The following is a 25925-nucleotide window of genomic DNA, read 5'->3' on the forward strand; positions in this document are numbered from 1 at the left end:
GGGGAAGTTTCCGAATGTTGAAAGACGGAATGACCTATATGCATGAACATACAACGATAGACCTTTCCGAAGTAAAAAACAATGAGGATTGTAAGTTGGATGTATTTTCTGAAACCGTTAGAGAATTTAAAAGTTTATACGAAAAGGGCGTACGCAATATTGTGGATGTCACGAATATTGGAATGGGGAGAAATATTACATACGTTCAAAAAGTAGCAGAAGAAACAGGCATTAATATTGTCTTTTCAACTGGTTTCTACCAAGATACTTTTTACCCGATCCATGTGTTTCGCGAACCAAAAGAAAAGTTGGCAGAAAGAATGGTAATGGAGATTGTTGAAGGAATTAGAGGAACAGATGCTAAAGCCGAGCTGATCGGTGAAATTGGAACAAGTTATAATAAATGGACGGAAACCGAACAAAAAGTATTTGAAGCGGTTGTTGTGGCGCATAAGCAAACAAAAAAACCAATATCAACCCATACTTCCATAGGAACATTAGGGCATGAACAAGTAGAGTTTTTTAAAAAACATGAAGTTGATTTAAACCGAGTGGTGATAGGGCATGTTGATTTATCAGGAGATGCCGATTATATATTGAAAATGCTGAGAGAAGGTGTGTATGTAGAATTCGATACAATAGGTAAAGAAAATTATATGCCTGATCGTGTTCGGGCAGAAATGTTGAAAAAGATACAGGCTAAAGGGTATATAGACAAGGTTCTGCTGTCTATGGACATCACCAGAAAATCACATTTGGTATATAAAGGCGGGGTGGGCTATTCATATTTGATAGACACGTTTATCCCTCTCTTGCAAACCTATGGAATAACTGATGAATCAATTGATAAGATGTTGATTAAAAATCCTCGCGCTTTTATGAAAGGGGAGAGTGAATGAGCATGGAAACTTATCCTCTATATAGTCTATCTATTGAAGAAGCCATGCATAGACAATTTAAGTTGGTGGATGTCATCACAAGACATTTTCGAGGAGAGGAATTGCTTTCACTTGGCGATTTAGGCGTTGTAAAAGGAATGAATAAACCGCGGTTCACAAAAAAAATAGAAGAGACACTAGCCGATTTCTTTGGCACAGAGAAAGCAATGTTAGTTCGTGGTGCAGGAACAGGGGCATTGAGATTTGGTTTTATGAGTTTTTTAAAGCCAGGTGACGAGATCCTAGTCCATGACGCACCTATATATCCAACAAGTAAAACAACGTTAGAGTCGATGGGGGTCTTGCCAATATACGCGGATTTTCACGATTCTGAACAAATAAAAAAAGCCATCCTCAAACACCCGAAGTTAAAAGGTGTATTGATTCAGCATACGAGGCAAAAAATAGATGACCATTACGATTTGGCTGAAACGATAAAAAAAATTCGTTCCATTCATTCTAGTCTAGTCATTATTACGGATGACAACTATGCTGCGATGAAAGCGGAAAAGGTTGGAGCGCAAGTCAAAGCCGATTTGTCCACCTTTTCATTGTTCAAGCTACTAGGTCCGGAAGGTATTGGAGTCATTTTAGGCAAAAATGATTTGATACAAAGAATAGAAAATTTAAACTATTCAGGCGGAAGCCAAGTTCAAGGTTATGAAGCTTTAGAAGCTTTAAGGGGCCTGGTATATGCGCCAGTTATGCTGGCAATTCAAGCAAGTGTCAATGATCAGTTAGTTCACTCGCTTAATAATGGAGCCATTAAAGGTGTTAAAAAGGCTTATTTGGCAAATGCACAATCAAAAGTCTTACTTGTAGAGTTTGTTAAACCAATTGCCGAAAAAGTGCTCCATCATGCTAATGAATTGGGAGCGGCACCCCATCCGGTAGGTGCTGAATCAAAATACGAGTTTGCACCAATGTTTTATAGAGTGTCTGGCACTTTTTTATCTGCAGATCCATCACTGGCCAAAAAAATGATCCGCATTAATCCATTAAGAAGCGGTCCTGAGACCATTTTAAGAATTCTAAACATATCCGTTCACCGAGCAACAGAAAATCTTAGTGTAAATCCTTCAATAGGGGATGATATAAATGAATAAAAGAGTCATTATCATAATATTAGACAGCTTAGGTGTCGGTTATATGGAAGATGCAAGCGATTATCACCCTTTAGACGTTGGCGCTAATACTTTCTATCACATACTTGATACGGTGCCTTCTTTAAACATTCCAAATCTCGAAAAATTGGGTATAAACAAAATCTTGCACCATCCTAAATTGAAAAATGTAGACCATATTGCCAGCTATGGTGTTTTGAACCTGATGCATCAAGGAGCAGACAGTTTTGAAGGGCATAATGAAATCATGGGGACAAAGCCAAAAAAGACATATTTAGCTCCTTTTGCAGAACATATCAATCATGTTAAACTCGCTTTGGAAGATCAGGGTTATAAAGTTAACATACCAAATTCAGATTTGCCGTATCTATTAGTAAACGATTTAGTAGTCGTGGCTGATAATATCGAAACAGATTACGGGCAAATTTATAATGTAAGCGCTCCGCTGGATTATATTCCGTTTGATGAAGTGTTGAAAATAGGAAGATGTGTCCGTCATCATGTTAAAGTAAATCGTGTGATTGTTCTTGGAGGAGAAAATGTAACACCCGAACACTTGCAGAGGTCAGTTGAAAGAAGAGAAGACGGATTAGTAGGAGTGAATTCGCCTAAATCTAATGTATACAAGCAAGGGTATCAAGTCCGTCACTTAGGTTTTGGTATCTCTCCCGAGAAGCAGTTGCCATCATTGGCGAAAAATGGGGGAATGGAAGTTTCTCTTATCGGAAAAATGCAGGACATTATTTATTGTAAAGGTGCAAATAGGTTTCCGGGTGTAGATACGGAACAAGTTATGAAGGATATTATACAGGAGATGGACCGTGTCAAAAAAGGCGTGATTGCTGCCACAGTACAAGAAACCGATTTAGCCGGACATGCACAGAATCCTGTGCGTTATGCGAATCGGATTGAAATGGTAGATCAATATTTGCCGGAAATTCTCCGTAAAATGACAGATCAGGATCTGATGATGATTAGTGCAGATCACGGGAATGACCCTACGATCGGCCATAACCAACACACACGGGAAAAAACGTATTTGCTGGCTTATCACAAAAAGTTATCCCCCGTAAATATCGGGGAAAGAAAAACGCTATCCGACATTGCTGCAACTTCTGCTGATTATCTAGGGCTTCGCAATACTGAAAACGGCAGTTCATTCCTTCATTTAATGCAAAAAGGAAAAGAGGAGACAGACTGATGTTTTTGGAATCTACATTAAAATATAATAAAAAATTAATAGAAGCTGCATTGGATTTTCATCAGCGGGGAATCATTTCACCTAACACTTATGTATTAGATTTGGACACTGTCAAGAAAAATGCAAAAGTTTTAAGCGAAAAAGCCAGAAAACAGGATATTGAACTGTTTTTTATGACAAAGCAATTTGGCCGTAATCCGTTGGTAGCACAAGCTATCGCCGAAAGCGGAATTGACAAAGCGGTTGCTGTAGACCCGTGGGAGGCAATCACACTCAGCCAAAATGGAATCAAAATTGGGCATGTCGGACATCTTGTTCAAATACCTATTCATATGATTCCGGCTATATTAAAGCTTCATCCTGACTATGTTACGGTTTTCAGTCTTGCAAATGCTCGAAACATTAGTAGAGCAGCTAAGGAAATGGGAAGAAAACAAAAAGTGTTTTTACGTATCGCAAACAAAGAGGATTATATATATAAAGGTCAAGAGGGAGGGTTCACTTTTGAACAAATCGTTAAGGATATCGAATCGATTGAACAGTTAGAAGGAATTGAAATTGCAGGTTTAACAAGCTTTCCTTGTATATTGATTCAAGACGGCCTTCCAACAGTTACTCCGAATGTAACATCCATGCAAACCGTAAAATCTTTTTTAATGGAAAGAGGGTATAAAAGGCTTGAGATGAATATGCCAAGTGCAACATCTTGTGGAACAATCAAATTGTTGAAGGAAAATGGTGCAACTCAAGGCGAACCCGGTCATGCTTTAATTGGAACGACGCCCATTCATGCAACGAAAAAACTCGCAGAAAGACCTGCAATGGTATATGTAACTGAAGTATCCCACATATCTAATCATCATGCTTATGTTTTCGGCGGTGGATTCTATCCGCGTTCACATATGAAAGCGGCGCTGGTTGGAACAAACAAAAATCATCTTAAGAAGGTTCAAGCTATTGAAATGACACCTGATCATATTGATTATTATGGCGCATTAAACACAGTTGAAGCAAAAGTCGGCGATACGGCAATATTTGCTTTTCGTACACAAGTCTTTGTCACGAATGCACATATTGCAATCTTAAAAAACGTTTCTGAAGATCCTGAACTTATCGGTGTATTTGATTCTAAAGGAAATGTAATCGAGTAAATGATCGTTATCAGCGGAATATCGGAGTTCTTGAATAATGGATTGTCTTACTGAGGTATAGCGAAGATGCCTTGTCTTTTTGAAGTGCAGTTTAATACAGTAGTCCGTCTTGGACATGTTATTTTGCGGAAAGGAGAACGACGTGAAAATTATTCATGTATCAGGTTATGAAGAAATGAGTGAAAAATCAGCTGATTTAATGACTGAGCTCATTAACAATTCAAAAAATCCTGTTATCGGTTTTGCAACAGGTTCGACACCGCTAGGTTTGTATAAATGCCTGATCAAAAAGTATCGGCAAAAGGAAATATCATTTAAGAATGTTACTGCTTTTAATTTAGACGAGTACGTTGGACTGGCTAAAGAAAATAAAAACAGCTACCATTATTATATGAATGAAATATTATTCAAACATCTGGATATTAGGCAAAGGAATATCAATATCCCAAATGGGATGGCGGAAGATTTGGAACAAGAATGCATCAGTTACGACAGACTTGTTTCCGAAAAAGCAATTGACATACAAATATTAGGGATGGGATTGAATGGTCATATCGGTTTTAATGAACCGGGGACAAGCTTTAAAAGCAGAACCCATATCGTTGATTTGGATAAATCAACCCGGCAGGCAAATTCCCGGTTCTTTCGTTCCTTGGACGAAGTACCGACAAAGGCATTGACCATGGGAATTGAAACAATAATGGACAGTAAGCGGATCCTTCTGCTCGTGTCTGGAAATGAAAAATCTGAAGCATTGGCACGGCTGCTGAACAGCACCCGTGTCTCCCAAGAGTTCCCTGCTTCAATTTTAAGGAAACATAATGATGTGATTGTGATGGCAGATGATGCGGCCTTAAATAAAATTCAATAACAGACATTGGTTGATGACATTTAAAAATTTCAAGAGATCTCCTAGCGATCAAACAGTAAAAAACGACTGAATATAGCAAATTTCCACCCTGCTGATAAGGACTTACATATACAGGTTTTGCTTGTCTCATATTGTTTACTCGAACAGTTGAAAAGGGGAGAATGGAGGAAAATGAATAACTCCTCTAGGCGAGAGAAAGCCATCATCCTATAGAACCGACTGTCCATATTTATGATCCACAAAAAAAGCAGCCAAAGGGCTGCTTTTTTTAAAGCGTATCGCATTTTACGCCGACGACGCCGTCGATCGCTTTGATATCGTAATAGACATCGGTGACATACCGTTTCTTATGAACCATGATTTTCGTTTCCATGACCGGAAATTCATTATCGCGCATATCATCGATCCGGACGGAATGAATCCGGATTTTTTTCGCTTTCATTTCCTTAAGGATATCCGTCAGTTTATCCTTGTCATTCAGAGACATGCGGACGCGGATTTCTTTTTCCTGCAAGCGGTTCGGGCCGATTTTGCCGACGATCCACGGCAAAAACTCGACGCTGATTAAAATGAAAATGAGACTGACAAATGCTTCTTTATAAAAGCCCGCTCCGATGGCGACGCCGAGGCCGGCTGCTCCCCAGATCATCGCTGAAGTGGTCAGGCCGGAAATGACGTCGTTGCTTTTGCGTAAGATCACGCCCGCTCCGATGAAGCCGATCCCCGATATGATTTGTGCGGGAAGCCGCAAAGGGTCCATCATAATTCTGTTCGACTTTGGAAAATGGTATGCCGCATCAATGCTGATCATTGTCAGAACACAGGAACTGATCGCAATCACGATGCACGTTTTTAAGCCGAGCGGCTTGTTTTTCAGCTCCCTTTCGAGACCGATGACCATTCCGATTAATGTTGCGATGCCAAGCTTCAACAGTGTTTCTGTTTCAATATGCCAATCCATGCCCATGATCTCCTTTCCGACAATATCTTATATGATTGATATGATTTTCTCACAGACGCTATGGATCGACAACTGTTTTTGAAGGGGATGTCGCGGAACCATTCATCAGCAAGAAGCCCAATACTCCTACCATTATATTGCCGGTGTGGCATCAAAAGAATTCCGTCTGAGCAAAAAAGCCGCCGGATATCGCCCGGCGGCTTTCATTGCCTGATCATTTAAGAATGTTCTTCCTCATGCGTCTGTTCCATTTCTTCAAACATATCTCTTGCTTCTTTTGCCGGTTTGTTCGTGATCATGCTGACAGCGTAAACGACAATCAAGCTCAGGAAGAAACCAGGGATCATTTCATAGATTCCCGTCTTCTCCTGCAGACCGGTCAGAATGCAAATCAGCACGGTCACGGCTCCTGTGATCATACCGGCCAATGCGCCCCACTGGTTCATCCGCTTCCAGTACAAGCTGAGAAGGATGGCGGGTCCGAATGCGGAACCAAACCCGGCCCACGCATAGCCGACCAAATCAAGGATCGTGTTGTTCGGTGTCAGAGACAGAAGGATCGCGATGACGGCGACAAGCAGAACGCTCAGACGTCCGACAAGAACGAGTTCCTTATCCGTTGCTTTGCGCCGGAAAAACGTCCGGTAAAAATCTTCCGTCATGGCGCTTGATGTGACAAGCAGCTGGGAAGACACCGTACTCATAATCGCCGCGAGCAAAGCGGAAAGCAAAAATCCGGTAATCAGCGGATGGAATAATACCTTTGAGAACACGATAAAAATCGTTTCCGGATCTTTAAGCGCTGTACCCGTTTCATGGACATACGCCACACCGATCAGTCCGACAAGCAGTGCGCCGATTACGGAGATGATCATCCAGCCCATTGCGATGCGGCGCGCAGGCTTCAGCTCTTTTACGGATGAAATCGCCATAAAGCGGACGATAATATGCGGCTGACCGAAATAGCCCAGTCCCCAGGCGAGAAATGAAATAATGCTAATGACGGTCGTTCCTTTGAAGAAATCGAGCAAGCTTGGATTGATTTCTTCGATCACATTGAAAGTCGGCGTAATTCCGCCTAATTGAGTAAAGGCAACGATCGGCACGAGCACTAAAGCGATAAACATAATCAAACCTTGCACAAAGTCAGTCAGACTGACGGCCAAAAACCCTCCGAACAGCGTATAAGCAATCACGACTGCTGCCGTTAAGAAAAGACCCATTTTATAATCGAGGCCGAACGCCGTTTCAAACAGTCTTCCTCCGGACACCATACCCGCCGACGTGTACAGTGTGAAAAACACCATAATGACGATGGCTGATGCCAGGCGCAAGATTCTCGTCGTATCATTAAACCGATTTTCGAAAAAATCCGGAATTGTAATCGCATCGTTTGCTACTTCTGTATATGTGCGCAGCCGGGGAGCGACAACCAAGTAGTTCACATAAGCTCCGATTGTTAAACCGACGGCAAGCCAGGCGCTCGAAAGTCCTGTCACATACATGGCTCCGGGCAGTCCCATCAGCATCCATCCGCTCATGTCCGACGCGCCGGCCGATAAAGCCGTAACAGCAGGCCCAAGACCTCTGCCGCCGAGCATGTAGTCATTCAAATTGGATGTCTTTCTGTAGGAATACCAGCCGATTAAGAGCATCGCGGCAAAATAAATCCCTAACGAAATAAATATTTCAACACTCACGTTTCATATCTCTCCTCTTTAAAAATAATGTGGCATCACCTCTTTAAAATTTTCGACAATACTGACTTGCGGTACGAAGAAAATTGCAGGGCCCCCTCTTTAAAAAATCAAGTATTGGAATTAAGGCGCTGCCGGTTAGATCGTACTTAGTTACCTAACCTATCAAACTATTCCCCATCAATCAACCGTGAAAAACATCCGATTTTATTGAAAAAGAGCGTGATGGTTCTGATAAGCATCATAATGAAAACGCTTACAAATATTATATAAAGTAAAAATATTCTGAATATTAGTACGTGCTATTTTACTGAATTTTTCATGTGCGATAAAATAAAAGCCGCCTAATGGGGCGAAGATCGTGGTTTTGTTGATTTAGAAGGCTAAAATTTGATATGATCAGTATTATGACTAAGCGAGAATAACCTTGGAGGTGTTTTTAGTATGTCGCGTATTTCTATAGAAGAAGTAAAGCATGTCGCCCATCTTGCCAGACTGGCGATTACGGACGAAGAAGCGGCGATGTTTACCGAACAGCTTGACAGCATTATTTCATTTGCAGAAGAGCTGAACGAAGTCGATACAGAGAATGTTAAACCAACAACGCACGTATTGCAAATGAAGAATATCATGAGGGAAGATGTCCCTGATAAAGGCCTTCCGGTTGAAGACGTCGTCAAAAACGCGCCTGATCATAAAGACGGCTACATCCGCGTGCCGTCAATCTTGGACTGAATAAAGGAGGGAGCGAGAAAACATGTCACTGTTTGACCATAAAATATCTGAATTAAAACGTCTCATACATAATAAAGAGATCAGCATATCAGATTTAGTCGATGAATCTTACAAACGGATTCACGAAGTTGACGGAAAGGTACAAGCCTTTTTGCAGCTTGATGAAGAAAAAGCCCGCGCATACGCCAAAGAATTGGACGAAGCGCTTGATACCCGTGATGAGCACGGCCTTCTTTTCGGGATGCCGATCGGTATTAAGGACAATATCGTAACAAAGGATCTGCGGACAACGTGCGCAAGCAAAATTCTCGAGAACTTTGACCCGATCTATGATGCAACCGTTGTTGAGCGTCTTCACGAAGCTGAAGCGGTCACCATCGGAAAGCTGAACATGGATGAATTCGCGATGGGCTCTTCCACAGAAAACTCAGGCTTTAAAAAGACAAAAAACCCGTGGAATCTCGAAACTGTTCCGGGTGGATCAAGCGGAGGCTCTGCGGCTGCAGTTGCGGCCGGGGAAGTGCCGTTTTCACTTGGATCTGACACGGGCGGATCGATTCGCCAGCCGGCATCTTTCTGCGGCGTCGTCGGCTTAAAGCCTACATATGGACGCGTTTCCAGATACGGCCTTGTCGCATTTGCTTCTTCATTGGATCAAATCGGCCCGATCACAAGATCTGTCGAAGACAACGCCTACCTTCTTCAGGCGATTTCAGGCGTCGACAAAATGGATTCGACGAGCGCCAATGTGGACGTGCCCGACTATCTGTCAGCGTTAACAGGCGACATTAAAGGACTTAAAATCGCCGTGCCGAAAGAATACCTCGGCGAAGGAGTGGGAGAAGAAGCGAGAAATTCCGTGCTTGAAGCGCTGAAAGTGCTCGAAAGCCTTGGCGCGACATGGGAAGAAGTATCGCTTCCGCACAGCAAATACGCGCTGGCGACTTACTACCTGCTTTCTTCATCTGAAGCATCGGCAAACCTGGCGCGCTTCGACGGCATCCGCTACGGCTACCGCACGGACAATGCCGACAACCTGATCGACCTGTACAAACAAACGCGTTCCGAAGGATTCGGAAACGAAGTGAAACGCCGCATCATGCTCGGCACGTTCGCGCTCAGCTCAGGCTACTATGATGCGTACTATAAAAAAGCGCAAAAAGTCAGAACGCTGATCAAAAAGGACTTTGAAGACGTATTTGCAAACTATGACGTTATCATCGGACCGACAACGCCGACGCCGGCATTTAAAATCGGCGAAAAAACGAGCGATCCGCTGACCATGTATGCCAATGACATTCTGACGATTCCTGTCAACCTTGCGGGCGTACCGGGAATCAGCGTCCCGTGCGGCTTGGCGAACGGCTTGCCGCTCGGCCTGCAAATCATCGGCAAACACTTTGACGAAAGCACAGTATACCGCGTCGCCCATGCATTCGAACAGGCGACAGACCACCATAAAGCAAAACCTGAACTGTAAGGGGTGAAAAAACATGAACTTTGAAACGGTAATCGGACTTGAAGTCCACGTGGAGCTCAAAACAAAATCGAAAATTTTCTCCAGTTCTCCAACGCCATTCGGCGCGGCGGCCAACACGCAGACAAGCGTTATCGACTTAGGCTATCCGGGTGTACTGCCTGTGTTGAACAAAGAAGCCGTTAATTTCGCGATGAAAGCCGCGATGGCGCTCAACTGTGAAATTGCGACAGAAACGAAATTCGACCGGAAAAACTATTTCTACCCCGACAACCCGAAAGCTTATCAAATTTCTCAATTTGATAAACCGATCGGCGAAAACGGCTGGATCGAAATCGAAGTCGGCGGAAAAACGAAGCGCATCGGCATCACCCGCCTTCATTTGGAAGAGGATGCGGGAAAACTGACGCATACAGGCGACGGCTACTCCCTTGTCGACTATAACCGCCAGGGAACACCGCTCGTTGAAATCGTCTCCGAGCCCGATATCAGAACGCCTGAAGAAGCTTACGCCTACCTTGAAAAACTGAAATCAATCATTCAGTATACAGGCGTTTCCGATTGTAAGATGGAAGAGGGCTCGCTCCGCTGCGACGCCAACATCTCCCTCCGTCCGATCGGACAAGAGGAGTTCGGCACAAAGACAGAGCTGAAAAACCTGAACTCATTCGCCTTTGTTCAAAAAGGCCTTGAGCACGAAGAAAAACGCCAGGCGCAAGTTCTTTTGTCAGGCGGTGTCATTCAGCAGGAGACGCGCCGCTATGATGAAGCATCCAAAACGACGATTTTGATGAGGGTCAAAGAGGGATCTGACGACTACCGCTACTTCCCTGAGCCTGATCTTGTCGAGCTTTACATTGACGATGAGTGGAAACAGCGCGTGAAAGACAGCATTCCTGAGCTTCCGGACGAGCGCCGCAAGCGCTACATCGAAGAGCTTGGCCTGCCTGCCTATGACGCGAAAGTGCTCACTTTGACAAAAGAAATGTCCGACTTCTTCGAAGCAGCCGTCGAAAAAGGCGCAGACGCGAAGCTGGCGTCGAACTGGCTGATGGGTGAAGTGTCGGCTTACTTGAACGCTCAGCAACAAGAGCTTGCGGATGTTGCGCTCACGCCTGAAGGCCTTGCCGGATTGGTCAAGCTGATCGAAAAAGGCACGATTTCATCGAAAATCGCGAAAAAGGTCTTCAAAGAATTGATCGAAAAAGGCGGAGACGCAGAAAAAATCGTCAAAGAAAAAGGCCTTGTGCAAATTTCTGACGAAGCGACGCTCAGAAAGCTTGTCACAGAAGCGCTCGACAACAATCCGCAATCGATCGAAGACTTCAAAAACGGAAAAGACCGTGCGATCGGCTTCCTTGTCGGCCAAATCATGAAAGCCTCAAAAGGACAAGCGAACCCGCCGATGGTCAACAAGCTTCTTCTTGAAGAGATTAATAAACGATAAAAAAACAGACTTATGCTACTTAAATGGAGGTCCTCATATTGGGGACCTTTTTTTATTTGTGTAAAGATGTAAATAAATAAAATTAAAATTTATTTGAACTTTATTTAGAAATATATTATCATTAATTTAAGTTTTGTTTTTAAATTTATTGATAAGAGGGGCTGTCTATGGAAAGAAAAGATGTACCCGAATGGATATTGGCTTTAGAAGAAGAGGATGTAGAATTTATTAAAAACTTTACGCTGAAATCTGGTTCGTTAAAAGAAATTGCAAAGAGTTATCAAGTATCTTATCCAACAGTTAGGGTTAGGTTGGATCGATTAATACAAAAAATTCAACTCATTGATGAATTGGAAAATGAGACTTTTGTTCATTTTATTAAACAGTTAGCTATCGATGATCAGATAAGTCTGGAAAATGCAAAGTTAATCATTGAGAAATATAAAAAAGAGCGGGGTGTTCATAAATGAATACTATATATATACTACTGATCGGATTTGCAATACTGGGAATTCAATATTTTTTATCGACCAGAAATCGTACTTTTTGGGGAGCTATACTCCCAACAGCTTATATCATTTTTCTCGTTGCATTATCCATTCATGAAGGAAAATCTTTCGCATCATTTTATCTTCCTCTTATTGGCGGACTGGCTTTATTGCTGGGGGAATGGATTAAAGGCAGAGAAGCTTTGAAAAAAAAGCAGGAAAGAGAAATGAGAGTTATGAAAGCCATGGATATTAAATAACAGGACCAGCCTCAAAAGGACAGAACAAGCTGCTTAAAAAACCTTGGAGAATAATTCTCCAAGGTTTTTTCGTTATTCCACAACAGGCGTCAAAGAACCGCCGTCCCAGATGTCTCCTTTATTCAGCGTCCATGGATGAAGATAGAGGGCGCCCGCTCCCTTATTCACAGCAGGGCTCCACCCATCGTTCCACGCCAGGAAGTACGTCGTATTCGGGTATTTCTCTTTGATTGCATGGATAAACCGCGCGTAATCCAGCCCGCCGTTTGTCGTCTGTGGCCCGACCTCTGTAAAGGCAAACGGCTTGTTCAGAGATGTGAGCTGATCGTAGCCATCAATGGCGTGCGGGTCATCAAAATAAGCGTCAAGCCCGACGATGTCAACATATGATGCGCCCGGATAAAAGTCTGTTTTAAAGTCTCTGTTGGCATCAGGCGCATACACCCACAACAGATGATCCAAGCCTCTTGTCTTTGTCATATAGTCATAGATTTTCACATAGAGCCGTTTGTACAAGGAGATTCTCGCGCTGTCTTTTTGATTATATTGCGTCAGTCCCCACCAGAACCATTCGCCATTCATTTCGTGAAGGGGTCTGAACAGAACGGGCACACCTTCATTTTCAAGCTCCTGAAGGCCATCGGCGATTTTGCTCAGCATCGCCTCAAGCCGTTTTCCTTCGGGTGTGGAAGAATCTAAAATTCTCTCATACTGGCTGTTTGAAATCTGAGTTTTATAATGACCCGAAGTAAACGCGGGGTTTGCGAGGTGCAGGCTGATTTGCGGAATGCCTCCGCTTTTCCAGTATGCGATCAAATCGCTGTTGCAGCTGTAGTCAATCGTATCGGCGATCTCTTCCGGCTCCAGCCATCCCCTTGCATAATCGCAGCCGTATACGGCTGGCAGCTGTCCTGTTGCCTGTTTGATCCGGTCGGCTTCAGCCAGCGAAAATGTGTCGAGGCTGTATCCTCCGAATGCCCCGGACATCACTCGGTTTTCCGTCCGATTGGGCAGGTGGGCAAGCCAGTTCATCACCGCTTTCGTCGTCGGCTGGGCATTCGGATTCACCGGGGAAACGGTGTGTGCGTAGCTCGGCTGCGAAACGGCAAAAGCAAGGAGCAGCGCGAAGATGGAGCAAACGATGCTTTTTTTCACTAAGGTAAAACCCCCTAAAAATCTAGATTGTCTTAAGCGATCTTATTATACATGCTGCTTCCAAAATATTCATGGTCAGATCGTCGTATTGTAGGGAAATAAAAAACAGCCATCAGGCTGTTTTATGAATGAAGGAAACGGGTGATCATTCCATAGAGATGCTGGACATTGTCCTGATGCTCCAAATTTGTCAGCATGCCCTGGAGCACGGGGACGCGGGGCGAATCTTTTCTCAGCTCTTCCTCGATCACATCCAGTGTAATGAGAATGTCTTCCGCCAGCGCTGGCTGACGTTTGGCATCTTCAAGCTCCCGCAAAATCGTATGTTTATCGGCCGTACTGCCGGCGTTCCGGTAATAGCTGTACGTCCGTCCGGCCAGGATCGGCTGCTCCCCGTTTTGAACCATGCCATCAATCATGTCATCGATTCTTCTCATAATAAAATCCGCAAGTTCGTAAAAATCGATATCCAGTTCATTAAAGATAAACAAATTTTGATAAGACTGCACGATGCCTTGAACGATCACGGACAAGTCTGACAGATAGGGCTTCACAATGTCCCCGTAGGCTGCTGACAGCGCGTTTTTATACGTCTCGTGAAATTTTTGGCTGACATTTTTAAAATATTCTTCGATCTTGCTGTTTTCCGGGATGCTGTGTTCGCTGATCATCACGAGAATAAAGTCGCGGTGCTCCTTGCTCTCACTGAATTGATAAGCAATCTGCTCCTTGAACGTTTCCTTCGGAGGAAAATTCTTTTGCTGAATGATCTTCATATTTTCCATCGTTCGATCGATATAATACTTAATGATCGCAAGCAAAAGCGCTTCTTTCGACTTGAAATGCAGGTAGAAAGCTCCTTTTGAGATATTGCATTCATTGGCGATGTCCTGAATCGTTGTGGAAGCAAACCCGTTTTTCGCGAACAGGTGCAGACCTGCTTTAATGATTTTTTCTTCTTTTTCTGTCATGAATGTACCCCTTTAACACTTCTTTAAAATTGAATAAATTTTAACATATATAAGTTGACGCTGTTTACTTTTGAAGTTTATTATTGTATAGAATGACCAGTCAGTCAATCTGTATTCTGAAAATGATATACACAATGGAGGTCGTAATGAATTCTATCATTAATTTTGTACTAAAGAACAAGTTCGCTGTGTGGCTGATGACGATTATTGTTACGGTTGCCGGCATTTATGCGGGTTTAAATATGAAGCAGGAATCAATTCCTGATGTGAACATGCCTTATTTGACCGTCAGCACGACATACCCCGGAGCCACTCCGAGCCAGGTAGCTGATGAAGTCACAAAGCCTGTTGAACAAGCCGTGCAAAACCTGGACGGCGTCAGCGTTGTGACGTCCACTTCGTATGAAAACGCATCATCGGTGATGATTGAATACGATTATGAAAAGGATATGGACAAAGCGAAGACGGAAGCCGCTGAAGCATTGGCGAATCTCGATCTGCCGGACAATGCGAAAGAGCCGAGCATTTCGCGCTACAGCATGAATTCATTCCCGATCCTCGCGCTCAGCGTGTCCAGTGATAAAGACGATCTTCAAAGCTTGACGAAAAAAGTGGAAGACAGCCTCCTGACGAAGCTTGAAGGCCTTGAAGGCGTAGCTTCCGTTCAGCTTTCCGGACAGCAGGTTGAAGAAGTCGAATTTTCATTTAAAAAAGACAAATTGAAGCAATATGGGCTTGACGAGGATACAGTCAAGCAAGTGATTCAAGGATCTGATGTGACGACTCCGCTTGGGTTGTACACATTCGGCAAAGAAGAAAAATCGGTCGTCGTCAGCGGCGATATCGAAACAATTAAAGACTTGAAAAATATGAGAATTCCAGCGGCGTCTGCCGGAGGCGCAAGCGCGCAAGCCGGAGCGCAAAGTGCGCAAGCGGCCCAGGGCGCGCAGGCTCAAGCCGGAGCACAGAGCGCCGGACAAGCTCAGCAAAGCGCTGGAATCCCGACGGTTAAGCTGTCTGACATCGCAACGATTAAAGATGTCAAAAAAGCCGAATCCATTTCACGAACCAATGGTAAAGACAGCATCGGCATCAGCGTCATTAAAGCAAACGACGCCAATACCGTCGAGGTAGCCGACAACGTAAAAGCTGAACTCGAACAATTCAAAAAAGACCACAAAGGCTTCAAATACAGCTCGACATACGATCAAGCCGAACCGATCACCGAGTCGGTCGAGACGATGCTGAGCAAAGCGATTTTCGGAGCGATCTTTGCGGTTGTGATCATTCTCTTATTCCTAAGGGATATTAAATCAACATTAATCTCGGTCATTTCGATTCCATTGTCATTGTTAATCGCACTGCTCGTCTTGAACCAGCTTGATATCACGCTCAATATCATGACGCTCGGCGCCATGACGGTCGCCATCGGACGGGTTGTCGACGACTCGATCGTCGTCATTGAAAACATTTACCGCCGCATGAGGCTGAAAGATGAGCCGCTGCGCGGAAAAGCGCTCGTGCGCGAAGCGACGAAGGAAATGTTCATGCCGATCATGTCATCAACGATCGTGACGATCGCGGTATTCCTGCCGCTCGCACTCGTCGGCGGTCAAATCGGCGAATTGTTCCTGCCGTTTGCCTTAACGATTGTATTCGCGCTTGCCGCATCCCTGCTGATCGCGATCACGCTCGTGCCGATGCTTGCGCACACCCTCTTCAAAAAGTCGTTGACAGGTGCGCCGGTGAAGGCGAAAGAACACAAGCCTGGGGTACTGGCCAACTTCTACAAAAAAGTGTTGAATTGGTCGCTCAGCCATAAATGGATCACTTCGATCATCGCGGTTCTGATGCTGGTCGGAAGCTTGTTCCTCGTGCCGCTAATCGGAGCGAGCTACTTGCCTGCTACAAAAGATAAAATGGTGCAAATCACATACACTCCTGAACCGGGAGAAACGAAAAAAGAAGCGGAAAAAGAAGCGCAAAAAGCTGAAAAAGTCCTATTGGACCGCAAACACGTCGATACGGTTCAATATACGTTAGGAGCGGGAAATCCGCTGATGGGCGGAAGCTCAAACGGCGCGTTGTTCTATATCAAATATGAGGAAGACACACCTGATTTTGATAAAGAAAAAGACAACGTCCTAAAAGACATTCAGAAGCAATCCAAACGCGGAGAATGGAAAACCCAGGATTTCAGCTCTTCAGGCAATAACAATCAGTTAACGTATTATGTGTACGGAGATTCAGAAAAAGAGATTAAAGGCACTGTAAAAGAGATCGAAAAGATTATGAAAGACCAAAAAGACCTGAAGAACGTAAACTCAGGCCTGTCCAGCACATATGACGAATTTACTTTTGTCGCTGACCAGGAGAAATTAAGCAAACTCGGGTTAACGGCATCACAGATTTCTCAGGCGCTCATGAAAGAAACATCGCAGGCGCCGCTTACAACCGTGAAAAAAGACGGAAAAGATCTTGATGTCACGATTAAAACAGAAGAAGAAACTTATAAAAGCGTCAAAGATTTAGAAAACAAGAAAATCACAACTCCGACCGGCCAGGAAGTAAAAATAGGCGATGTCGCGAAAGTGAAAGAAGGCACGACATCTGACACGATTTCAAAACGCGACGGAAAAATCTATGCCGATGTCACGGCGGAAGTCACATCTGACAACGTCACGGCCGTATCAGTCGACGTACAGAAAAACATCGACAAGATCGAGCTGCCTGACAACGTCACAATCGATACAGGCGGCGTATCCGCTGATATCGAAGATTCCTTTACAAAACTCGGACTCGCGATGCTTGCGGCGGTCGCGATCGTCTACCTTGTGCTTGTGATTACATTCGGCGGAGCACTGGCGCCATTTGCGATCCTGTTCTCGCTGCCGTTTACGATTATCGGCGCCTTGGTGGGACTATACGTATCAGGAGAAACGATCAGCCTGAACGCAATGATCGGAATGCTGATGCTGATCGGAATCGTCGTCACAAACGCGATTGTCTTAATCGACCGCGTCATCCATAAGGAAGCGGAAGGGCTCTCAACGAGAGAAGCGCTCCTTGAAGCCGGCTCTACAAGGCTCCGTCCGATCCTGATGACGGCCATCGCCACAATCGGCGCCCTGATTCCATTGGCGCTCGGATTTGAAGGCGGCAGCCAGGTCATTTCAAAAGGACTCGGCGTCACCGTTATCGGCGGTTTGATCAGTTCGACGCTCCTTACCCTTCTGATCGTACCGATCGTATACGAAGTGCTGGCGAAATTTCGCCGGAAAAAACCGGGTATGAAAGAAGAGTAAGTCGATAAAACATGAACCCCTTGGAATGCTTCTTTCCAAGGGGTTTTTTCTTTGATGAGACGATCGTCGGTGTTTAACAAATATATCCTGTGTTATGCTTTGTTTAAAAAAGGCAACAGAGGAGGCAGTGAATGGAATCGAAAGGAAACAACGAACCAAGCCCCAAAGCCGTAAAGCGGCTCACCTGGATCATACCGATCGTGTTGATCGGAGTCATTTTTCTCTTGAAAAATATAAGAAATCCTGTGACTGATGTTTTATTTTATATTGTATGTGCAGGTGTTATCGCCTTAGTCATTTTCAGCATCATGAAAGAGACAAAAAGCAGATGAAAACTTGTCGATAAAGGTTGGAATGATCTTCATCGACAAGCTTTTTTAATGCTGCTGATTTCGTTCTCCAGCCCCTCAAAGAAGCGGTTAATCATGCGGATTGATTACCGCCAGCAGCTGATGGTCTTCCCATTTTCCGTTGATCTTAACGTTTTTCCGGGCGATGCCTTCTTTGTGAAAGCCCGCCTTCTCCAGCACCCGGATCGAGGCAAGATTACGGGGCATGACGCCGGCTTCGATGCGATGGAGCTTGAGATCTTGAAAGGCGAACTCGACCATCAGCTTGACGGCTTCTGTCGTGTAGCCTTTGCCGTTGTGTTTCTGATCCAAAAAATAGCCGATGAAGGCGCTTTGCAAGGAGCCGCGCAGTACCTGGAAAAGGTTGATCGTTCCGATCAGCGTATCGTTTGCAGGATCAAAGATGCCAAAATAATAATCTTCGTCATTCTGCATATTTTCATATAAACTTTGAAGCCTCTTCTGTTGTCCTTCGATTGTATAAAACTCTTCGTTCCGCTCCATTGAAAACTGTTCAAAAAACGGGCGGTTTGCGTTCTGCAAGTCAAGGCAAGCCTCGGCGTCTTCAGCCGTGAGCGGCCTGATATAAATGTTTGTCCCTTTTTTGATCATGGAAAGTCTCCTTTTATAAAGATGGAATGTGGTCGGCTTTTTTCATCAACTCTTCAAAATACGCAAAAAATTGATCCCTGTCGACTTGATCGACGACTTCGACCATTCTGCCGTGAGGATGCTCTTCTGTCGTTCCTTGGCGCGGACTTTCCGTATGGACAACCGCCTTGACGCTGCGCGAGCGTGTCATATCGACTGTGCCGAGTGTCAGCGTCGTCAGCACATCCCAAAGGTAGTATGTCGAATTCGTCTCGTTATGGACAAGCGGCGGACACATCGCATAGCACTGGCCGATAAAATCGATCCCGACATGCTTTCTGAGGCTTGCCCAATGGGAGCGGATATCGTTTGTCAATGGCACCTGGTTCGTGCTTTCAAGCGCGACCATTTCGATCTGAATATCGCGTTCAAACACCGTCTTGACGCTGTAAGGGTCCCAAAAGGCGTTCCATTCCGCCGTCCCGTCGTGCTCAGGCTCTTCCACATTTCCTTTCTCAAGGAAAGTGCCGCCCATCCAGACAAGCTTTGCAATGTGTTTGATGATCTCAGGCTCTTCCTCAAGCGCCCTCGCCAAGTCTGTCAGCGGGCCGGTGAACAGCAGCGTCACCGGTTCGGGGCTCTGTTTGACGCATTCAATGAGATGAAGGTGGGCGGGCAGGTCTGACACCGGGGTCCGGACTTCGCCTTTTTCATTTAAAAGCGGCAGGGCGTCGACATAAAAAGCGTGCATGCGCCACTCCTTCGGGAACGGATGTACCCCTCTCGAATCGGATGCCGCAGTCTCGACCTGGTACGAACCGAAGCGGTCAATGATTTTTCGGCTGGCACTGAGAGCCGGCTCCAAATAGCAATCCGCCGGTATGACGGATGCTCCGATCAATTTGACATCTTCCATCTGCAATAGCAGAAATAAAGAGACGAGATCATCGACGCCTCCGTCATGGTTAAAATAAACGGGCTTTTTCACAGCAACATCTCCTTTTTTCTTAATATTAATTATTTTACATCAATTAGATCCTGAAGTCTTTTTTACCATGAATTAGGGCATTTTATCTAAAATTAAACAAATAATAAAACCCATTTTGTTGCGATTTTTTCAACAACTAGTATAATTAAAGGTTGTTGGTAAAGAAATGATACGGATACTCTAATAGGATGATGAAAACATGAAACGTGCACGAATCATATACAATCCGACTTCCGGACGCGAAATCTTCAAAAAAAACCTTGCCCAAGTTCTGCAGAAGTTCGAGCAGGCAGGCTATGAAACGTCTTGCCATGCGACAACAGGGGAAGGGGATGCCGTACAGGCCGCCAGAAACGCCGCTGAGCGGGAATTTGACTTGATTGTTGCGGCCGGAGGAGACGGCACATTAAATGAAGTCATCAACGGACTGGCGCCGTTGGAACACCGTCCCAAGCTCGGAGTCATTCCGGTCGGGACGACGAATGACTTTGCGAGAGCGCTCGGCATTCCGCGCGAGGATATTTTAAAGGCGGTAAACACAATACTAGAGGGAGAAGCCCGTCCGATTGACATCGGCCGCGTCAACGGCCAATATTTCATTAATATTGCCGGCGGCGGACGCCTCACCGAACTGACATATGACGTACCAAGCAAATTGAAGACGATGCTCGGCCACCTCGCCTATTATTTAAAAGGAATGGAAATGCTCCTTCCTTCGCTGAGGCCGACCGAGGTTGAAATCGAATACGACGGCAAGCTGTTTGAAGGAGAAGTGATGCTGTTTCTCGTCATGCTGACGAACTCCGTCGGCGGCTTTGAGAAGCTCGCTCCAGACTCAAGCTTGAACGACGGCATGTTTGACCTCGTTATTTTAAAACGGGCAAACCTCGCCGAATTCATCAGACTTGTCGGACTTGCCCTCCGCGGCGAACATATCAATGACGAGCATATCATCTACACGAAAGCAAACCGCGTCAAAGTGACGGTCAAAGACAAAATGCTCCTCAACCTTGACGGCGAATACGGCGGCGAACTGCCGGGCGAATTCGAAAACCTCTACCGCCATATCGATGTCGTCATGTCAAAAGAAAAAGCGAGAAAATTGGATGATTGAACTTGGTCTAAAGAGCTGGCCAAGTTTTTCTTATAGCAGGTGAAAAAGATGAAACAAAAAGCCCCCGTTCAAAAAAATGAATATTACAATGTCGTATTTGAAGATTTAACACACGAAGGAGCCGGCGTCGCCAAAGTCGACGGCTTCCCGATTTTCGTGCCGAACGCGCTCCCTGACGAAAAGGCGCAGATCAAAGTGACCCGGGTCAAAAAAGGCTTCGCCTTCGGCCGCCTCATCGACTTGAAAGAAGAAAGCCGCTTTCGCACAGACGCGCCGTGCCCGATCTACAAGCAGTGCGGCGGCTGCCAGCTTCAGCACATCAACTATGAAGGCCAGCTTCTCTACAAGCAGAAGCAAGTCAAAGACGTGCTTGAGCGCATCGGCAAGCTCGATTTAAGCCGGATCACCGTCCACCCGACCCTCGGCATGGAAGACCCGTGGAACTACCGAAACAAAGCGCAGGTCCCTGTCGGCGAAAGAGAAGGCGGTCTGATCGCAGGTTTCTACCAGCAGCGCAGCCATGAAATCATCGATATGAACGAGTGTCTGATCCAGCAGACGGAAAACGACCGCGTCGTTCAAGCAATCAAAGAGATCTGCGGCAAATACGGCATCAAAGCGTACAACGAAGAACGCCACAAAGGCTGGCTCAGACACATCATGGTCAGATACGGCGCCGTCACAGGCGAAATGATGGTCGTCTTCATCACAAGAACAAACGACTTCCCGCATAAAGCGAAAATCGTCGAGGAGATCACCGCGGCATTCCCGCACGTCAAATCGATCGTCCAAAACATCAACCCGAAAAAAACAAACGTCATCTTCGGCGACGAAACAACCGTCATCTGGGGAGAAGAATACATTTACGACACCATCGGCGGCATCAAATTCGCCATCTCCGCCAGATCGTTCTACCAAGTCAACCCTGAGCAAACAAAGGTGCTCTATGACAAAGCGCTTGAATACGCCGAACTGAACGGCGAAGAAACCGTCATTGACGCATACTGCGGCATTGGCACGATTTCGTTGTTTTTAGCGAAGCAGGCGAAGAAAGTGTACGGCGTTGAGATTGTACCGGAAGCGATTGAGGACGCGAAGCGGAATGCTGAGTTGAACGGCATTGAGAACGCTGAGTTTGCCGTGGGCGAAGCGGAGACCGTGATTCCGAAATGGTATGAGGAAGGCATTGCGGCTGACACGCTAGTGGTTGACCCGCCGCGCAAAGGCTGCGATGAAGCTTTGCTGCAGACGATTATTGAAATGAAACCGAAGCGTGTAGTGTATGTGTCATGCAACCCGGGAACCTTGGCGCGCGATTTGCGGGTGCTGGAGGATGGCGGGTATGTGACGCGTGAAGTGCAGCCTGTTGATATGTTTCCGCATACTAGCCATGTGGAGTGTGTGGCGAAGTTGGTTTTGAAAGGTACAGTTGATTAAACTGTGCCTAATAGTTTAAAACTTTACGGTGGCCAGATAGTAGTGGAGTGGATGACATCTTTTCTTCTTCAAAAATGAGTCGACAAGGCTCATTATTGTGGATCTTTCATTTGATAACTTTTTTGAAGGCCTGGATTTTATCCCGGCCTTTTTTGTTGTAATTCGTAAAAATTACAGGGTAAATTGTTGACGGGGTATTTTTAGAGTGATATGATTCAAATTGTAATTAGGTTGCGTAATTTTAAAGAAATACTCTGTCGATGAGGGTGGGATATGAAACTTGAAGATATTGTAACGGTTAAGATAGGAAGAAACCTTTCTAGAGGCAACGTTAAAAATGATCATACATTAGTTGCTTATACATATGAGGATTTAAAAAATGATTTAGATGGCTCATTTCTAGACTCACAAGCTAGGTTTGATGCTGGACTTTTAAATCAAAAAGAAAGCTATTTGAGCAATGCCGGAGACGTTGTTTTCAGTTTTGTTAGTTCCAAAGCTGGGATAGTGAGTGACTTAAACAAAGGAAAGATCATCAACCAAAATTTTGCAAAACTCATGATCGAACATGATGAATTGGATCGTAGCTATTTATGTTATGCGTTGAATGAATCGTACGCAATGAAAAGGCAAATGGCAATTTCGATGCAAGGAAGTGCTGTGCCAAAATTAACTCCAGCGATTTTAAAAGAGTTGGAAATCCAGTTACCAAGTATTGAGAAACAAAGGGTAATTGGAAAAGCTTATTTCTGTTTAAGAAAGCGTCAAGCTTTGGCAAAGAAGAAAGCAGAACTTGAAGAGAAACTTTTTTTAGAAGTATTAAAACAATTAGACCAACAATAGAAAAAGTGAGGAACAAAACCATGGCTGAATTACACTCAAAACTATTTAGTGCCGCAGACAACTTACGAAGTAAAATGGACGCATCAGAATATAAAAACTATTTATTAGGTTTAATCTTTTACAAGTACCTATCTGATAAGTTATTAGAAAAAGTAGTAGAAATAGCGGGTGAATCGTTAGAAGAATACAACATACAAGACAAACAAACTCAATTGTATATGGAATCCTTAGCAGATGAAGAGATAAAAAATGACTTGATTGAAACGTTAGTCGACACATTGGGCTATGATATTGAACCAAAGTATTTATTCAGTGTATTAGCCAACCAAGCAAAACAAAACACGTTTCAGCTGAATGACTTGAATAAGGCATTTATCGATTTGTCTACGAAGTATGATCAATTTAATGGGTTGTTTGATGATGTAGATTTGACATCAAAAAAACTGGGATCAGATGATCAACAGCGAAACATTACGATTACAGAAGTACTGAAGAAACTAAATGATGTGAATGTAATCGGTCATGATGGAGATGTGATTGGGGATGCCTATGAGTACTTAATTGGCCAATTTGCCTCAGAGGCTGGTAAGAAAGCGGGGGAATTTTACACCCCTCATCAAGTATCTGACATGATGGCGCGTATTGCCGCGATTGGTCAAGAAGACAAAAAATTGTTTAGCGTATTTGACCCTACCATGGGATCTGGTTCTTTAATGTTGAATATTCGAAACTATATTCATTATCCAGATAGTGTGAAATATCATGGGCAAGAACTAAACACAACAACTTTTAATCTAGCGAAGATGAACTTAATATTGCATGGTGTTAATAAAGAAGATATGCGGTTACGCAATGGGGATACATTGAACAAAGATTGGCCGACAGATGAGCCTTATACTTTTGATGCTGTCCTTATGAATCCTCCATACTCTGCAAAATGGTCTGCAGATACTACATTCTTAGATGATTCTCGTTTCAATCGTTACGGAAAGTTAGCACCGAAATCAAAAGCAGACTTTGCTTTTCTTTTACATGGGTTCTACCATTTGAAAGATTCGGGAACAATGGCCATCGTCTTACCGCATGGAGTACTGTTCCGTGGAGCTGCAGAAGGTGTGATTCGCAAGAAATTATTAGAAGATGGCAGCATTGATGCCGTGATTGGCATGCCAGCAAACTTATTCTTTGGCACATCGATCCCAACAACAGTCATCATCTTGAAGAAAAATCGTAGCGCTCGTGATGTGTTATTTATTGATGCAAGTAAGGAGTTTGTGAAAGGAAAAAACCAAAATAAACTTTCCAAAGAAAACATTGATAAGATTGTCGAAACGTATAAGAAGCGAGAAGATGTGGAGAAATATGCCCACGTTGCAACATTCGATGAAATCAAAGAGAATGATTTTAATTTGAACATTCCTCGATACGTAGATACCTTTGAAGAAGAAGAACCTGTGGATATGGCTGCGATTGGCTCAAAAATCAAAGACATTCGAAAAGAAAAAGCAGAACTAGAATCTAGCTTGTATGAGATGATTTCTTCGCTGCAATATGATGAAGAAAATGCTGACTGGATTAAGGGTGCGATAGAGGTGTTTAATCGTGGAAAATAACAATACACCAGAAATTCGATTTCCAGGATATAGAGGAGATTGGGAAGAGCGTAAGATTGGAGAATTTTTGACTGAAAGTAGAATTTCAGGGACAAATGGTCTTAAGGCTAAAAAATTAACAGTAAAACTTTGGGGAAAAGGCGTCGTTCCAAAAGAAGAAATTTACCAAGGTAGTGAAGAAACCAAATACTATATTCGCAAAGCAGGCCAATTTATTTATGGGAAGTTAGATTTTCTCCATCAAGCTTTTGGAATTATTCCTAATAATCTAGATGGTTATGAATCAACATTAGATTCACCTGCGTTTGATATCGCAGAAAATCTCAACTCATATTTCTTTCTAGAATACGTATCAAGAAAACAATTTTATCTATATCAAGGAACGATTGCTAATGGGTCTCGAAAAGCTAAAAGAATTCATTCAGATACTTTTTTTAATATGCCTTTAATAATGCCTTCGGTGGAAGAACAAACTGATATAGGAACCTTCTTTAAAAAGATAGACGACACGATCGCTCTTCATCAGCAAGAACTAACCACCCTCAAACAAACAAAACAGGGATTCTTTCAAAAAATGTTTCCAAAAGAAGGGGAGTCTATTCCGGAGGTTCGGTTCCCGGGATTTACTGGAGAGTGGGAAGAGCGTAAAGTCAAAGATTTCTCAGAAGAGACTTTTGGAGGTGGAACTCCAAAGACTTCAATTAAGGAATATTGGAATGGTGAAATACCGTGGATTCAAAGTTCTGATTTAGAGGAGCATCAAGTTTCAAGTATTTTTGCAAAGAAAAAAATAACTGAAAAGGGTTTGCAAAATTCGGCAACTAAATTAATTCCTAAAAATTCAATAGCTATAGTGACAAGAGTTGGGGTTGGAAAAATTGCATTAATACAATTTGAATATGCAACAAGTCAAGATTTTCTCTCATTAAGTAACCTTAAAGTAAATGAGTGGTTTGGAGTTTATTCGTTATATAACCAATTACAAAAAGAGTTACATAATGTCCAAGGAACCTCTATAAAAGGAATAACGAAAAATGAACTTCTAGAAAAGAAAATCAATATTCCAACTGATTTAAAAGAACAAATTAAAATAGGTAATTTTTTTAAAAAACTAGATAATACTATCGCTCTTCATCAACGTGAACTAGATGCCTTAAAAGAAACAAAAAAAGCATTCCTACAAAAAATGTTTGTCTAAGCAAATAGAA

General features: G+C 43.8%; 23 protein-coding genes. 17 read left to right on the top strand and 6 right to left on the bottom strand.

All coding sequences use genetic code 11. From position 1 onward, the window contains the following. Positions 1-14: 14 nt before the first annotated feature. The 5 genes from MKZ04_RS20755 to nagB all read left to right on the top strand — a co-directional run bounded on the left by MKZ04_RS20755 (position 15) and on the right by nagB (position 5285). Positions 15-899 carry a phosphotriesterase family protein gene (locus tag MKZ04_RS20755; RefSeq protein WP_020450459.1) on the top strand — a complete coding sequence of 295 codons (885 nt, stop codon included), beginning with the start codon at positions 15-17 and terminating at the stop codon, positions 897-899. Then, entirely contained in the window at positions 896-2044 is a 1149-nt protein-coding gene (locus tag MKZ04_RS20760; protein WP_020450460.1) for an aminotransferase class V-fold PLP-dependent enzyme, read from the top strand. Before MKZ04_RS20755 ends, MKZ04_RS20760 begins: the two co-directional genes overlap by 4 nt. Continuing rightward, positions 2037-3263 (top strand): phosphopentomutase, encoded by a 1227-nt coding sequence (locus MKZ04_RS20765; protein ID WP_050820902.1) that lies wholly within the window; start codon positions 2037-2039, stop codon positions 3261-3263. Before MKZ04_RS20760 ends, MKZ04_RS20765 begins: the two co-directional genes overlap by 8 nt. Then, positions 3263-4414, top strand: coding sequence for a YhfX family PLP-dependent enzyme (locus MKZ04_RS20770; RefSeq protein ID WP_050820901.1), 1152 nt, complete (start codon positions 3263-3265; stop codon positions 4412-4414). The genes MKZ04_RS20765 and MKZ04_RS20770 overlap by 1 nt, the downstream gene beginning before the upstream one ends. A gap of 142 nt (positions 4415-4556) precedes the next feature. After that, entirely contained in the window at positions 4557-5285 is a 729-nt protein-coding gene (nagB, locus tag MKZ04_RS20775) for a glucosamine-6-phosphate deaminase (protein ID WP_026578930.1), read from the top strand. 268 nt (positions 5286-5553) lie between these two features. On the opposite strand, the gene MKZ04_RS20780 is transcribed toward nagB, so the two are convergent. Both MKZ04_RS20780 and putP read right to left on the bottom strand, forming a co-directional pair. After that, positions 5554-6246 carry an MgtC/SapB family protein gene (locus MKZ04_RS20780; RefSeq protein ID WP_020450464.1) on the bottom strand — a complete coding sequence of 231 codons (693 nt, stop codon included), beginning with the start codon at positions 6244-6246 and terminating at the stop codon, positions 5554-5556. A gap of 218 nt (positions 6247-6464) precedes the next feature. Beyond that, complete coding sequence (gene putP / locus MKZ04_RS20785) at positions 6465-7946, bottom strand: sodium/proline symporter PutP (RefSeq protein ID WP_026578929.1); 1482 nt, start codon at positions 7944-7946, stop codon at positions 6465-6467. A gap of 441 nt (positions 7947-8387) precedes the next feature. On the opposite strand from putP, the gene gatC reads away from it, so the two are divergent. From gatC to MKZ04_RS20810, 5 genes are all read left to right on the top strand, one after another. Further along, on the top strand, positions 8388-8678 hold the full coding sequence (gene gatC, locus MKZ04_RS20790; protein WP_003179590.1) for an Asp-tRNA(Asn)/Glu-tRNA(Gln) amidotransferase subunit GatC: 291 nt from the start codon (positions 8388-8390) through the stop codon (positions 8676-8678). A gap of 22 nt (positions 8679-8700) precedes the next feature. After that, positions 8701-10158 carry an Asp-tRNA(Asn)/Glu-tRNA(Gln) amidotransferase subunit GatA gene (gene gatA / locus MKZ04_RS20795; protein ID WP_023855604.1) on the top strand — a complete coding sequence of 486 codons (1458 nt, stop codon included), beginning with the start codon at positions 8701-8703 and terminating at the stop codon, positions 10156-10158. A 13-nt stretch (positions 10159-10171) separates the two neighbouring features. Next, positions 10172-11602: an Asp-tRNA(Asn)/Glu-tRNA(Gln) amidotransferase subunit GatB gene (gene gatB, locus MKZ04_RS20800; protein WP_020450467.1), complete on the top strand. Its 1431-nt coding sequence runs from the start codon at positions 10172-10174 to the stop codon at positions 11600-11602. A gap of 167 nt (positions 11603-11769) precedes the next feature. Continuing rightward, on the top strand, positions 11770-12072 hold the full coding sequence (locus tag MKZ04_RS20805; RefSeq protein WP_020450468.1) for a DUF2089 family protein: 303 nt from the start codon (positions 11770-11772) through the stop codon (positions 12070-12072). Next, on the top strand, positions 12069-12350 hold the full coding sequence (locus MKZ04_RS20810) for a hypothetical protein (RefSeq protein WP_020450469.1): 282 nt from the start codon (positions 12069-12071) through the stop codon (positions 12348-12350). Before MKZ04_RS20805 ends, MKZ04_RS20810 begins: the two co-directional genes overlap by 4 nt. Before the next feature lie 72 nt (positions 12351-12422). On the opposite strand, the gene MKZ04_RS20815 is transcribed toward MKZ04_RS20810, so the two are convergent. Beyond that, a complete protein-coding gene (locus tag MKZ04_RS20815) occupies positions 12423-13505 on the bottom strand; it encodes a glycoside hydrolase family 26 protein (RefSeq protein WP_020450470.1) in 1083 nt (360 codons plus the stop codon). A gap of 122 nt (positions 13506-13627) precedes the next feature. Beyond that, positions 13628-14476, bottom strand: a complete 849-nt coding sequence (locus tag MKZ04_RS20820; protein WP_023855606.1) for a TetR/AcrR family transcriptional regulator — start codon at positions 14474-14476, stop codon at positions 13628-13630. A gap of 146 nt (positions 14477-14622) precedes the next feature. Between MKZ04_RS20820 and MKZ04_RS20825 the strand changes: the two genes are divergently transcribed. Next, positions 14623-17781, top strand: coding sequence for an efflux RND transporter permease subunit (locus MKZ04_RS20825; RefSeq protein WP_023855607.1), 3159 nt, complete (start codon positions 14623-14625; stop codon positions 17779-17781). 131 nt (positions 17782-17912) lie between these two features. Beyond that, on the top strand, positions 17913-18113 hold the full coding sequence (locus MKZ04_RS20830; RefSeq protein WP_020450473.1) for a hypothetical protein: 201 nt from the start codon (positions 17913-17915) through the stop codon (positions 18111-18113). Between the two features lie 87 nt (positions 18114-18200). Here MKZ04_RS20830 and MKZ04_RS20835 read toward each other — a convergent pair whose 3' ends face one another. Beyond that, complete coding sequence (locus tag MKZ04_RS20835; protein ID WP_031304869.1) at positions 18201-18743, bottom strand: GNAT family N-acetyltransferase; 543 nt, start codon at positions 18741-18743, stop codon at positions 18201-18203. A gap of 13 nt (positions 18744-18756) precedes the next feature. Beyond that, the gene (locus tag MKZ04_RS20840; RefSeq protein WP_341046947.1) at positions 18757-19710 is read right to left on the bottom strand and encodes a nucleoside hydrolase; all 954 of its coding nucleotides are present in this window, start codon (positions 19708-19710) and stop codon (positions 18757-18759) included. A gap of 199 nt (positions 19711-19909) precedes the next feature. Between MKZ04_RS20840 and MKZ04_RS20845 the strand changes: the two genes are divergently transcribed. The 5 genes from MKZ04_RS20845 to MKZ04_RS20865 all read left to right on the top strand — a co-directional run bounded on the left by MKZ04_RS20845 (position 19910) and on the right by MKZ04_RS20865 (position 25915). Next, entirely contained in the window at positions 19910-20824 is a 915-nt protein-coding gene (locus MKZ04_RS20845; RefSeq protein ID WP_023855610.1) for a diacylglycerol kinase, read from the top strand. A 48-nt stretch (positions 20825-20872) separates the two neighbouring features. Further along, entirely contained in the window at positions 20873-22261 is a 1389-nt protein-coding gene (gene rlmD / locus MKZ04_RS20850; protein ID WP_145625465.1) for a 23S rRNA (uracil(1939)-C(5))-methyltransferase RlmD, read from the top strand. Between the two features lie 273 nt (positions 22262-22534). Continuing rightward, positions 22535-23104 carry a restriction endonuclease subunit S gene (locus MKZ04_RS20855; RefSeq protein WP_145625463.1) on the top strand — a complete coding sequence of 190 codons (570 nt, stop codon included), beginning with the start codon at positions 22535-22537 and terminating at the stop codon, positions 23102-23104. 20 nt (positions 23105-23124) lie between these two features. Continuing rightward, entirely contained in the window at positions 23125-24717 is a 1593-nt protein-coding gene (locus MKZ04_RS20860; RefSeq protein WP_145625461.1) for a type I restriction-modification system subunit M, read from the top strand. After that, a complete protein-coding gene (locus MKZ04_RS20865) occupies positions 24707-25915 on the top strand; it encodes a restriction endonuclease subunit S (protein WP_145625459.1) in 1209 nt (402 codons plus the stop codon). Before MKZ04_RS20860 ends, MKZ04_RS20865 begins: the two co-directional genes overlap by 11 nt. Positions 25916-25925: the final 10 nt, after the last annotated feature.

Origin of the sequence: Bacillus sp. FSL W7-1354 (assembly GCF_038002405.1) — a bacterium.
Taxonomy (GTDB): Bacteria; Bacillota; Bacilli; order Bacillales; family Bacillaceae; genus Bacillus; species Bacillus paralicheniformis.